Genomic DNA, 12,458 nt, shown 5'->3' on the forward strand with positions numbered 1-12,458 from the left:
CAGGGCGTTTTTTGCGTATCAAAAGAGTTTAGCATCAATGAGGCTTGAAGTTACTTGCCACTTCCATAATTTGCTCACGCATCCACATATGTGCATAGTCGTGGTCTGCACTGACGTGCCAATACAAGTAGTATTCTACCGGTGGCAGGTCAAAAGGAAGTTCGTAAATAGCTAAATCATAGTGCTTCGCCAAATGAAACGGTAAACAGGCGATTAAATCAGTTTTTACGATAGTACTAGGCACGGTCAAGAAGTGCTGCCCACGCATAACCTCTTTTCTTCGTTTGCCCATCTTGTCGAGAGCAACATCAATAGGACCCGCACCAGATTTGCGCTGAGATACGTTAATATGCCCCAAACGCAAAAATGTATCTAAATCCAAACCGTTTTTAAGAGCAGGGTGGTTTTTGCGAGCGAGTACCACAAATCGGTCTTGCGCTATTTTCTCTTTACACAGATGTGGATCAGTAAACGTAGATGCATCGGCGAAGAAATCTAGCGTACCTGCCGCCATAGCTGAAACTACTTGGCTTCGAGGAATCTCATAATTCGTTAGGGCGATATTAGGCGCTAAATTCTGTAAACGAGACACTAGGCGAGGCATGATACTGGCCTCTAACAAATCTCGACTGGCAAAGTTAAAAGACTTCTCGGCAGTGAGTGGGTCAAACGTGTGGCTTTCCTGGACGCTCTTGCGTAACAATGCAAGCGCCTGCCGGGCTGGCACAATAATGTTCTGTGCTACGGGTGTAGGGGTCATACTGTGACCTGTGCGCACGAAAAGTGGGTCGTTCAACATTTCTCTTAATCTGGCTAACGAGTTACTAACCGCTGGTTGGGTGATACACAAGACATCAGCTGCCTTGGTTAAACTACCAGCCGTATAAATAGCGTCGAATACGGCAAACAGGTTTAAATCAATTCTATTGAGATTCATAACTAGTCCTTTACGGGCGACTACCCTAATAAAAAAGCCAAAAAATGAAGAACCACTGTTGTTTTCACAGCGAAAAACGAGCAACTATAGAGACTGTTGCTACATAGCATCTACGAATAATTTACGTTAGTGTAACAAGAATATTTATAAATACCTATTATTAAAAGTTAATTGAAACATTCAACTGAATAATAGTAGTTTCGTCGTTAATAAATGGAGATTGGACTTAGATATGAAGACGCTTTTAGATTTATCGGTTGGGGATGTGCTTGAACAAGCTGATTTTTTAACTGTAACTCAAGACATGATTAATCAATTTGCTGATGCCACTGGCGATCATCAGTGGATTCATCTAGACACGGCCCGCTGCGAAAAAGAGAGTCCATTTAAAACAACCATTGCACACGGTTTTCTAAGTGCCAGTCTTATGCCCAAAGCTTTTGGTGAGGTACTTGCTCCAAGCGACAACATTGCCTCAATGATAAACTATGGCATAGATAAACTTCGATTCCTTGAACCAGTCAAATGCAATGACGCGTTAAAATACCAATTTAAACTAGTTGATGTAAACGATAAGCCTCAAGGTAAGCTTTTTAAGGTAGAGGCTAGCTGCATTTTGAAGTCGAGCGGGAACCCAGCGCTAGTAGGAAGCTTTTTAATGTTGGCGGTCATGAAACCACAATAGTAACTGAACTATGGCGCAGGTTTACATACGCTTGATTTTACACAGTCTGCGCTAGTATACGGCGTTCAGTTAACAAAACAACGTTTGTTTATTACGAGAAAAGGTCAGATGGAAAAAAGGTCAGAAAAGGCAACCCCTTATCTGACCTTATCAATTAACACAACAATCGACTTAATTTGACGCTTCTTGTGCACCTTCTTCAACAGCTTCGCCTGCACTTTGAATATCTTCACCAGCGCCTTCGATGGTCGCGCAACCGCCCAAGCTTCCGATACTCGCTGCAAGAATAAGCGCTAAAAACGTATGTTTACGTGTTGTTGAATTTAACATTTCCATTTTGTTTCTCCTTAGGTTTTACTCATCATCGGCTTGACTTGAGTTATCAGCCGCTTTTTCGTCACCGTTTGTTTGTGACGATGAATTATTATCAGATGAACTTCTCTCATCGCGCTGCTTGAGCATAGCGTTGAGCTTATCACCACCTTTCGCATTAAAATCTAATGTTCTGATAGGGAACGGGATTAGAATATCGTTGTCTTCGAGCACGGTTTTGACTGTATTAATGGCGTCATGGCGTACAACCATGAACCCAGGTTCTCCGGGATAGCGGATCCAAAACCACAGTAGTAAGTTGATACTCGAGTCGCCAAACGATTCTGCATAAACGGCGGTCTCGTCCTTTTTAATTACATAGTCTTTATCGTTCATCGCATCGGTGATAACTTGCGCGGCTTTTTCAATATCGTCAGCGTATGAAATGCCAACCGGAACCTCTATCCTCCGGTAGCCTAGATAGGAGTAGTTGGTCAAGATATTGCGAAATAGGATCTTATTTGGGATAACTTCAAGTTGGCCATAAAAGGTTTCAACAAGCGTATTGCGTAGGTTTATTTCTTTGACGTTTCCAAAGACCCCTTCAGCTTCAATCACATCACCAATATCGAAAGGCTTTCTGATGCCCATTGCTACACCGGCAATGAAGTTTTCCGTCATATCTTGAAACGCAAAACCAATGGCTAGGCCAACGATACCCGCACCAGCAAGAAGAGAAGTTACCGTGCCTTTTAGGCCGACAAAATCTAGGGCGATAAATATACCGGCGACAAGAACTAGGGCCTTAATAATAGACGTAAGAAGACCGGCTATCTGACGAGACTCAAAGGTCCGTCGCATCAACTTGCCTGCAACATTTCCTACCATTTTGGCGATAAGACCAAAAACAATCGCAATGACAAATGCAACGACAATGTTGGGTAGTAAGGTGATTGCACCTTCCATCCAGCCTTCAAGCTTTTCACTTAGAAGCTTGTATACTTCATCTATCTTGGGGAACTCCATAGACTCCATTACCTTTTTTGATTGATGCCACAACAAGGTTCAAAAATTGTTCCGCTTTCAGAACTTTGGTAAGTATCTGATTTTAAGTTATTTAATGAATTGTCTGATTTTCCCTTTAAAACCCCGTAGTGAATAAATTACGCAGTTAGAGCAAGTTCTTCTCACTATATTTTCATCCCCACTGTTACGTGTTTTTTGCTTGTTAGTCTTAAGTATACCTGGTCTGACCATGTGTAAAATTAATGTAAACATATTATTCACAATAAATTTACATAGCTGGAATTCGGGCATAGTATCAGTGATGTAGGTCAACATTCTGTAGGCCTCTAACAATAACAAACACGAAATCGAACAGCCTGTTGCTAGCGGAATGTGTGGGTAGTAGTGCCGGTAGTGATAAGCCCAGATTTGGAATCACACTATGAAATTTAAAACGCGTAAGACAGCAGTAGCCGCAATGGTCGGCACTGCGTTATTTTGCTCTCCTTATATCGCATCAGCCCAAGAATCTGACGTTGAATCCGAGCAAGAAGCTAAGAAAGACGTAGAACTAATCCTTGTTACCGGAAGCTTTGTTCGAAGAAGCGAAAACTTTGAATCTCCATCACCGCTCGCTGTTGTTGACAGTGTGGCAATAGACGCCATTGGTGCCAAAAATATCGCCGATATCACTCAGACGTTGACCATCAATACTGGTGCAGAAAACAACCCAGACGCTTTCACCCAAAATGCCACCGCAGGCACCTCTAACATCAACCTTCGCGGTTTAGGTGTAGCATCTACTTTGGTACTGCTTAATAACAAGCGCCAAGTTGTTACCGCTCAGCCGACAAACGAAGGGCTCAACTTTGTAGACACAAGCTCACTTGTTCCTATGATTGCCATTGACAGAATGGAAGTAGTTAAAGATGGCGCATCTGCTTTGTATGGTTCAGATGCCGTTGCAGGTGTGGTTAACTTTATTACTAAACGTAACTATGACGGTGCCATGGTTACTGCTGACTATCAAGACGGTGCACACGGCGACAACAAAGAATATATTCTGCAAGGTTTGTGGGGTGCAACAGGCGATAACGGGAGCGTATTAGCGGCAATTAGTTACACAAATCGTTCCCCACTGTTTTTAAGCGACCGACGCTTGAGCCGACCACAAGATGACACGAGTGCATTGGGTAATCCTGGCTCTTTCTTTTTAAATATTCCTGGTGCAGGCCCTCTACCTATTATTGACCCTTATGGATGTGAAGAATTTGGCGGCGCACCAAACCTGCTTGCGCCTAGCGGCACCATCCCAGGGTTAGAGGTTGGTTTTTGTGGTTTTGACTTTGGTAAGTTTTATTCTTATGTAGCTGATGAAAGCAGAACTAACGCCTACGTTCGCGCCGACTATGAATTTGATAATGACATTACGTGGACAGCTGAATTCAGTACCGCTCGAAACCGTGCTGAACGGGGTGGGGCACCGAGCTTCCCTATATTAACGTCACCTATCGTTCCAGACTATCACCCGCAAAACCCATTTGGTCAGCCAGTGGCGTTTTTTGGGCGTGCTGAAGGTAATGGTTTTCCTGGTGATCCAGCCAATACTGAATCGGATACCTTGCGCTTTAGTACTAGCTTGCAGGGCGTAACAGATACTGGTTTCTGGGAAGTCAGCTACACCCGTGCAGTGAACGATTTTGTATTCAGAGTACCCGATGTGCTCAATACTGAGTTCCAACTTGCACTATACGGGCTAGGTGGCTCAAATTGTGACCCAATTGCTGGCTCGCCGGGCGTGGGTGACTGTGAATTCTTCAATCCGTTTGCGAGCTCATATACGAGTGCTCCGAATTCTGATTATGTAGTGAGTTCATTTACCGGTACAGAGGTTATTGATTCGAAAGCAGATCTTGAAGTTTTCGAAGCGTTTACCTCGTTTGATGTGTTTGAAATGGGCGGTGGCTTTGCAGCATTAGCCCTAGGCGTTCAATACCGTGAAAATCAGCTTAGCCAAGACTACGATGACTTAGCTAATCAAGACAGCTTTACCTTTGTAATCGGCAACCCCGATATTGACGGTAGTCAAGACGTTTGGGCAGCCTTTGGTGAACTTGCGTTGCCTATTAATGATGAATTAGATGTGCAATTAGCATTGCGCTATGAAGATTACGGCGGCTCTATTGGCAGCACAGTTGACCCTAAACTGGCTATATCATGGCGCGCTACTGATGAGTTTTCATTACGCGGTTCAATATCCACGTCGTTTAGAGCGCCAACGGTATTCCTAGCGCAGGGGGGCGCTACGTCGTTGCAACAGCTTATCGACCCCGTTCAAGGTGCAACTGCTTTCGTGGCAGTTAGAACATCAGGTAATGAAGACTTAAAACCAGAAGAGTCGACAGCTTACAATATTGGTTTCTCTTATGAGCCTTTCAGAGACTTTTCTGTTGAGGTTGATTATTGGAACTTTGAGTTTGAAGACCTGATCATTCAAGAAAATGCGCAAGCCGTGCTAAATGAAGATCCGACCAATACAGAGCGAGTAATTCGCGCGGGTGACCCGCTAACAGGGCCTGTACTTCAAGTAAATAACACCTACGTTAATGCAAGTTCGCTAGAAACGTCAGGTCTCGATTTCGTTACCAGTTATAAAATTGAAACGGATTTTGGTAATTTTACGCCAACGTTAAATGCAACTTACATTACTAAATACGATTTGATGGACCCTCAGGCTGGTAACATTGATGGCGCTGGACGTCGTAATTTCAATAACATAGGTGTGTCTTCACCTGAGTTGCGTGCTAACTTAGGTTTAGCATGGCAGAGCGATATTCATGCTGCCAATATCTTTCTACGTTATATTTCGTCTTATGATGACGATCAAAACTGTGCAGACGGGACAGCTAACGTAGGTGGTTGCACAAATGGCTTTTATGAAGTTGATAGCCACCTAACGGTTGATGCCCAATACAATATTGATTTGGGCGGGTTGTACGATACCGAGCAAAGCTATGTATTAACTTTAGGTGCCATTAACTTGTTCGATGAAGAGCCGCCTCAATTATTTACCAACAGCGGTTTTGACTCTAAGGTTCATGATCCAAGAGGGCGCCAATTTTATGCTCGCTTAGCAATTGAGTTCTAATTAATAAAATAACACAGTGAAAACCTGCCTCTATTGTTAATAGTTAAAGGCAGGTTTTTTTTGTAAACCATAGTCTCCACTACGCCCTCCCTTTTTCGTCTACGATATTTTCCATTTATAAACCGATTGATTACATTACGACGTACCTACGGCATAGGGTTACCTATGAACAACGTGAAGCGAAGGAGATAAGAATGGCGACTAAGCTGTCAGAGAAAGAAATCACTGCTAAGTTAGATGCGTTGAACGAACTGGTATCAGATGACACACCTTGGGAACAAAGTGGAGATACTATTAAAAAGACGTTCAAGTTTAAGAGTTTTATCCGTGCATTTGGGTGGATGTCGCAAATCGCGATTTGGGCGGAAAAACTAAAACATCACCCCGAATGGTTCAACGTATATAACAAAGTGGAAGTGACATTGACTACTCATGATGCTGATGGACTGACGGAACTCGATTTTTCACTTGCAGAAAAAATGGAAAAATTTAGATAGTTAGGGTAGTCAGCTGGTTAAAATGGGCTTGTTTCGGCGGCGATTTGTATTAACTTTGCACATGTTGGTTAATTAAACCGCTAACAGTCAGAAAAATGAAATATTTCTCGGCTTGGCTCTTGTGTTGAATAAGTCTCTATGTATAATACGCCCCACGTTGAAGCGAGGCATGAAACGCAGCGGTTACAACGTTAATTTTCTGGCGCGGGATGGAGCAGTCTGGTAGCTCGTCGGGCTCATAACCCGAAGGTCGTAGGTTCAAATCCTGCTCCCGCAACCACAGAAAATAACCAGAATTTCAAAGCACTGCAAATGCAGGCTTTACCGTACAGTCGCGGGATGGAGCAGTCTGGTAGCTCGTCGGGCTCATAACCCGAAGGTCGTAGGTTCAAATCCTGCTCCCGCAACCAAATTTGTAAAATCAGAACTAAATAATATTGCGTAAGCAATATCTACCGTACAGTCGCGGGATGGAGCAGTCTGGTAGCTCGTCGGGCTCATAACCCGAAGGTCGTAGGTTCAAATCCTGCTCCCGCAACCACTTTAAGAACCCAGCTTTTGCTGGGTTTTTTCTTTTCTGGTTGTGCAATCCGTAAATATTTTCTCGATTTAACTAGCGGACATTAAGGTCGTTTTTAAGAAATAATTGCCGCACGGCCCAGTCTAGTGTGCTAAGTTAAAGTCATGCCACCATTGAATAATTAAACTTACAGGTAGTTTGGCCGCGCCATGATTGCTCGCTTTTTCACGTACGAAGGACACGCCACATTAATTGAAGGCGCTTATCATTTTCCCCTTGTTGCTCTGTCTTTATTAGTCGCTGTTTTCGCTTCATTTATGGCGTTTAACGTTGCAGGGCAAGCAGCTGTTACTCAAGACAAATTAAGACGAAATACTTTATTAATTACAGGTAGCATAGCGCTAGGGGGCGGTATTTGGTCAATGCATTTTCTAGGCATGACCGCCTTTGATTTGTGTTTACCTGTCAATTACGACCCCTTGATAACTGCACTTTCTGCTATTCCTGGTGTGGCTGCTGCTTGGGTAGCTCTGAACCTTTTGATTAAAACCCGTATTAGCGTTACCGAGGTAGTCTTAGGTGGCGTGTTGATGGGAGCTGGGATAGGCACCATGCACTATAGTGGAATGGCCGCAATGGAGATGGCGCCGCTTCTTCGCTATGACCTTAGTGTATTCGCTCTTTCTATCGTAGTTGCTGTTTGTTTGGCAATGCTATCGCTATGGATAAAGTTTGGTATTACTGCCGCGACTAAAAGCAGAAACATGCTGGGCAAGCATGCATTACTTGCGAGTATTGTTATGGGGCTGGCCATTGCGGGTATGCACTATACTGGCATGGCTGCGGCAAGATTTGTTTTACCACCGGGTCTGGAAACGTCCGGCCAGTCGTCAAATATCGCCGTCTATCTAGCTATTTCTATTGCTATCGTAACACTAGTGCTGATTACCATGGTGTTGGGAATTAGCCTTTTATTTAAATACCGCGATGTGATGTTGCGCGCAATAGAAAGTGAACGAATTCAAAGCGCGATTACTGATACTGCTGTCGACGCTATTCTCACCGTGGATGATAAGGGCATCATCAAAACCGCTAACCCCGCTGTAGAGCAGATTTATGGCTACACGCAGCAAGAAATAGTGGGTATGCACGCTGCTGAAATTATCCCCCATGAAAGAAGATATTTGTATGGCGACGACTTTTTTAGCCAGCGCGTTGTACCAACTGAACAAATAATTGGTACCGGGAGAGAAGTAGAAGTTCTCAGAAAAGGTGGTGAGCGAATACCAGTGCGCTTGGGCGTAGGCTATACAAAAATAGACGGTAAGCCAGTTTTTGTTTCCTTTGCTTCCGACCTTAGAAAACGCAAAGAAATTGAAGATGCGTTGCGTGAAAGTGAGGCTAAGTTTAGAAGTTTAATTTCGAATATCCCGGGTATGGCCTATCGGTGTTTAAATATGCCGGGCTGGCCTATGGTTTTTGTAAGTGACGCTGTGTTTGACATTACTGGTTATTCACCCAGCGATTTCGTATTACCCGATCCAAAACGTTCGTTTACGGACCTTTACCATCCAGACGATATTGAGCGGCTTTCTAATGCTAATACTGAACAAGAAGCTTTCTCTTATGAATATCGCATTATAGCTAAATCAGGTGAAGTGAAGTGGGTAACAGAGCATGGCACTCATGTAAAAGACAACGATGGCAATATTCTATATGTCGATGGTTTTATATCAGACATAACCCAAAGGCGGGTTATGGAGGATGAGTTAAAAGCTGCGAAAGACAAAGCTGAACAAGCAGCTGCAGCACGTACTGCATTTCTTGCCAATATGAGTCACGAAATTCGTACACCTATGAACGCGATCATTGGTTTTAGCGACTTGATGTTAGGGGAGTCATTGCGTGAAGAGCAGAAAATCCATCTCACTACGATAAACCGTTCTGCCCGTTCACTGCTCCATCTTCTTAACGACATACTGGATAGTGCAAAGTTAGATAAGGGGAAACTTGACTTAGATTACCGCGACTTTCTTATTCGAGAAGAATTAGATTTGGTTGTTTCTACATTTTGGTTAGAAGCGAAGCGTAAAAAGGTTGGGTTAGTCCTAAATGTGGATTCTTCGGTGGCCACTGGTTACAGAGGTGTGCCAGAGCGCATGCGGCAAGTGCTCAATAACCTTATCGGCAATGCCGTTAAATTCACTCATGAAGGTGAGGTGTCGATTAACGTCAGAGGTGACGATAAGTTTGTCTATTTTAGCGTGTCAGATACCGGCATTGGTATGACGCAAGAACAAGTGGAGCGTGTTTTCGACCCGTTCTCGCAAGCGGACGCGTCAATGAGTAGAAAATATGGCGGTACTGGTCTGGGAACCACTATTTCTAAACAGCTTGTTGAACTTATGGGCGGTAACATCTGTGTTACCAGTGAAAAAGACAAAGGAAGCACCTTTACCTTTAGGTTGCCGCTAGAAGCGGTTGAAGTGGGTGATCACACCCCTGATACTTTAGAGTCGTCGTCAACCCAAATTCATTCAACATTAAACGTATTAGTGGTTGATGATGTACAACAAAATGTAGAGCTTTTGTCATTGCTCCTTACTCGAGCAGGGCATCAGGTAGATACTGCTACTGATGGTGTGCAAGCGTTAGAAAAAATGGAGTCGGCTTCATTTGATGTCGTTTTAATGGACTTGCAAATGCCAAAGCTAGACGGTTTAGAGGCGGCGAAGCAACGGCGTAAGTTTGAGAGAGAACACCAGCTACCCCCAACACCTATCGTTGCGCTAACTGCGAGTGTGTTAGTGCAGGACAAGCATGCGGCGCAGCAAGCCGGCATGGAAGGGTTCGCTAACAAGCCGGTGGACTTCGGCTTACTTATGGAAGAAGTGGCGCGTGTACTCAAACTCGATACTTTTGCTACCGCAGACACGCCTATAGAGAATGACGCTGGATCAGCGTTTAAAGCCGATAAAGTTACGTTAGATTTGAAGAAAGCGGTTGGTCTATGGGGAAGTGTTGAGACGGTATTGCAAGAAGTGGACAAATTCACTTCAACAAGTAGAGAAAAGGTCGATGAGTTGATGAACGCAGCTATCAGAGAAGACTATAAAGCGGTAGCATCGCTTTCTCATGGCTTAAAAGGAACGTCGGGTAACCTATGTTTAACTACCTTCTTCCGTATCACTAGAGAGATAGAGGCACAGGCGCTGAAATCAATCATTGATATTGAACAAGTCAATCAGCTCCGCGACGCTTTAGAGAAGATAGAATTGATGCTAAGTGAATCGCCCTTATATGCAGAAAATGCAATCAATGAAAGTATAGACAATGCTTTGCTCCTCAGTCACCTGAAAGCTATGCTCAATAGTGTAGAGCAAAATATGGTGGATGAAGAGGAACTGTCATTTTTAAAAGAAATAGGGTGCTCCAATCATAGTGAGAAAATCGGTCAAATTCTCTTAGATATAGATGACTTTGAGTTTGAATTGGCGCTCGAGCACATTTCTTCATTAATACAAGAGTTAAAGTAGCCCAGAGACACGGCATGTTAGAGATTGAAATTGAAAAACCTACTTTATTAGTTGTTGATGATGAGCCTGTAAATTTACGGGTTTTGAAGCAACTTTTAGCATCGGACTACCAGCTTGTTTTTGCAAGAAACGGTGAAGAAGCGTTAAAGCTTACTGAGGCTAGACAGCCAAGTTTAATATTACTCGATGTCATGATGCCTGGGCTTACGGGGTTTGAAGTCTGTCGTCAACTTAAGCAGCAGTCGAGTACCAAGCATATCCCCGTTATCTTTGTTACGGCGTTAAACGATGAGCATGAAGAAACTGAGGGCTTCGAAGCTGGTGCCGTGGATTACATTACTAAACCCATATCACCGGCAATCGTGAAAGCACGGGTGAAAACCCATTTGAGTTTAGTACAGGCTGATGAGCTTTTAGATAGCCGATTACAGGTCGTTCAACGGTTAGGAAGAGCAGCAGAGTACAAGGATAATGAAACAGGCATGCATGTTATGCGCATGAGTCATTACGCTAAAGAGTTGGCGTTAGCTTATGGCATGACAGAAAAACAAGCAGAAACCTTGCTACATGCCGCACCTATGCACGACATTGGTAAAATTGGTATTGCTGATAGCATCATGCTTAAGCCTGGTAAGCTTACCGATGAAGAATTTGCCACTATGAAGCACCATCCTGAAATTGGCGCTGAGATCATCGGTGATTGCGGGGATTCTTTACTGCTCAAAGTGGCAAAGTCAGTTTCATTGACCCACCATGAGAAATGGGATGGAACGGGTTATCCTAACGGACTTGCCGGAGAGGATATTCCTATTGAGGGACGCATTTGTGCTATTGCTGATGTGTTTGATGCACTTACCAGTAAACGGCCTTATAAAGACGCATGGAGTATCGAAAAAACTGTCGAATTTATGGAAAGCCAGAAGGGAAAGCATTTCGAGCCAAAACTGGTCGAATTGATGATAGAAATTATGCCTAAAATACTCGACATAAAAGCCAAGTTTAAAGATGAGGACTAACCGCTAAGTCTTTTCGCTGTTGCTTAATGCGCCGCCTATACGTATAATGTGCGCATTAAGTGATGAGAGCGGGCTCCCTCATTAAAGGAAAGTAACGCACTTATCATTAGCAAGCTATCACCTATCGGTGGTTTTACCCATAAGTTTGCAACTGCCTACATTGGCAGGTATGGGTTCAGAATTTTAATAAAAGCCCCGCTAGTCCGGGGCTTTTTGTTGTATTAAAACCTGGAGTCAGCCTCGCTGAGCCGGGTGATGACAGGTGGGCTTTAGGCCCTTTTTTCGTTTTTGGAGGTTTGCATTGGCAAAACTTGAAGAGAAACTAACCGAAATGCTAGAGCCAGGTGTAGAAGCACTGGGCTTTGAACTGGTTGGTATCGAGTTTGTACGAGCGGGGAAGCATTCAATTCTTCGCGTTTTTATTGATCATGAGAACGGTATTACCGTAGATGATTGTGCAGATGTAAGTCATCAGGTTAGCGCAATTTTGGACGTTGAAGATCCAATTAGCACTGAATATAACCTTGAAGTGTCATCACCAGGTATGGACCGACCGCTTTTCAAAGAAAAGCATTATATCGAGGCTGTAGGTGAAGTGGTTCAAGTTCGATTGTCTATGCCAATGGACGACCGACGTAATTTTAAAGGCAAAGTACTTACGTGTGAAAACGGCATTGTAAGTATTGAAGTGGATGGCCAGCAGTTCCAGTTAGCTGTGGCGAATATCGAAAAAGGTAACGTTGTTCCCACGTTCGATTAACGGAACAGCTCTGCTTTCATCGACGAAAGCATAAGAGAGGCG

The 12,458-nt window shown here is 43.7% G+C and carries 9 protein-coding genes and 3 tRNA genes; 9 read left to right on the plus strand and 3 right to left on the minus strand.

What is annotated here, in order from left to right; translation table 11 throughout:
- Window positions 1-34: 34 nt before the first annotated feature.
- Window positions 35-937 carry a LysR family transcriptional regulator gene (locus IW644_RS03665; RefSeq protein ID WP_179983217.1) on the minus strand — a complete coding sequence of 301 codons (903 nt, stop codon included), beginning with the start codon at window positions 935-937 and terminating at the stop codon, window positions 35-37.
- Between the two features lie 232 nt (window positions 938-1,169).
- Between IW644_RS03665 and IW644_RS03670 the strand changes: the two genes are divergently transcribed.
- Complete coding sequence (locus IW644_RS03670) at window positions 1,170-1,622, plus strand: MaoC family dehydratase (RefSeq protein ID WP_269916443.1); 453 nt, start codon at window positions 1,170-1,172, stop codon at window positions 1,620-1,622.
- A gap of 171 nt (window positions 1,623-1,793) precedes the next feature.
- On the opposite strand, the gene IW644_RS03675 is transcribed toward IW644_RS03670, so the two are convergent.
- Both IW644_RS03675 and IW644_RS03680 read right to left on the minus strand, forming a co-directional pair.
- Window positions 1,794-1,958: an entericidin A/B family lipoprotein gene (locus IW644_RS03675; RefSeq protein ID WP_269916444.1), complete on the minus strand. Its 165-nt coding sequence runs from the start codon at window positions 1,956-1,958 to the stop codon at window positions 1,794-1,796.
- An 18-nt stretch (window positions 1,959-1,976) separates the two neighbouring features.
- Window positions 1,977-2,960, minus strand: a complete 984-nt coding sequence (locus IW644_RS03680; RefSeq protein WP_269916445.1) for a mechanosensitive ion channel family protein — start codon at window positions 2,958-2,960, stop codon at window positions 1,977-1,979.
- A 421-nt stretch (window positions 2,961-3,381) separates the two neighbouring features.
- Here IW644_RS03680 and IW644_RS03685 point away from each other — a divergent pair, with 421 nt between their 5' ends.
- The 8 genes from IW644_RS03685 (at window position 3,382) to rimP (ending at window position 12,416) form a co-directional block, all read left to right on the plus strand.
- The gene (locus tag IW644_RS03685; RefSeq protein WP_269916446.1) at window positions 3,382-6,087 is read left to right on the plus strand and encodes a TonB-dependent receptor; all 2,706 of its coding nucleotides are present in this window, start codon (window positions 3,382-3,384) and stop codon (window positions 6,085-6,087) included.
- Between the two features lie 194 nt (window positions 6,088-6,281).
- Window positions 6,282-6,584, plus strand: coding sequence for a 4a-hydroxytetrahydrobiopterin dehydratase (locus IW644_RS03690; RefSeq protein ID WP_179983221.1), 303 nt, complete (start codon window positions 6,282-6,284; stop codon window positions 6,582-6,584).
- 203 nt (window positions 6,585-6,787) lie between these two features.
- Window positions 6,788-6,864: transfer RNA gene (locus IW644_RS03695), tRNA-Met, on the plus strand.
- 53 nt (window positions 6,865-6,917) lie between these two features.
- A tRNA-Met gene (locus IW644_RS03700) sits at window positions 6,918-6,994 on the plus strand.
- A gap of 54 nt (window positions 6,995-7,048) precedes the next feature.
- A tRNA-Met gene (locus tag IW644_RS03705) sits at window positions 7,049-7,125 on the plus strand.
- A gap of 188 nt (window positions 7,126-7,313) precedes the next feature.
- Window positions 7,314-10,640 (plus strand): MHYT domain-containing protein, encoded by a 3,327-nt coding sequence (locus IW644_RS03710; RefSeq protein ID WP_269916447.1) that lies wholly within the window; start codon window positions 7,314-7,316, stop codon window positions 10,638-10,640.
- 14 nt (window positions 10,641-10,654) lie between these two features.
- On the plus strand, window positions 10,655-11,656 hold the full coding sequence (locus IW644_RS03715; protein ID WP_269916448.1) for a response regulator: 1,002 nt from the start codon (window positions 10,655-10,657) through the stop codon (window positions 11,654-11,656).
- A 301-nt stretch (window positions 11,657-11,957) separates the two neighbouring features.
- Window positions 11,958-12,416 carry a ribosome maturation factor RimP gene (gene rimP, locus IW644_RS03720; protein WP_179983224.1) on the plus strand — a complete coding sequence of 153 codons (459 nt, stop codon included), beginning with the start codon at window positions 11,958-11,960 and terminating at the stop codon, window positions 12,414-12,416.
- Window positions 12,417-12,458: the final 42 nt, after the last annotated feature.

The organism is Alteromonas sp. PRIM-21 (genome assembly GCF_027563165.1).
Taxonomy (GTDB): Bacteria; Pseudomonadota; Gammaproteobacteria; order Enterobacterales; family Alteromonadaceae; genus Alteromonas; species Alteromonas macleodii_A.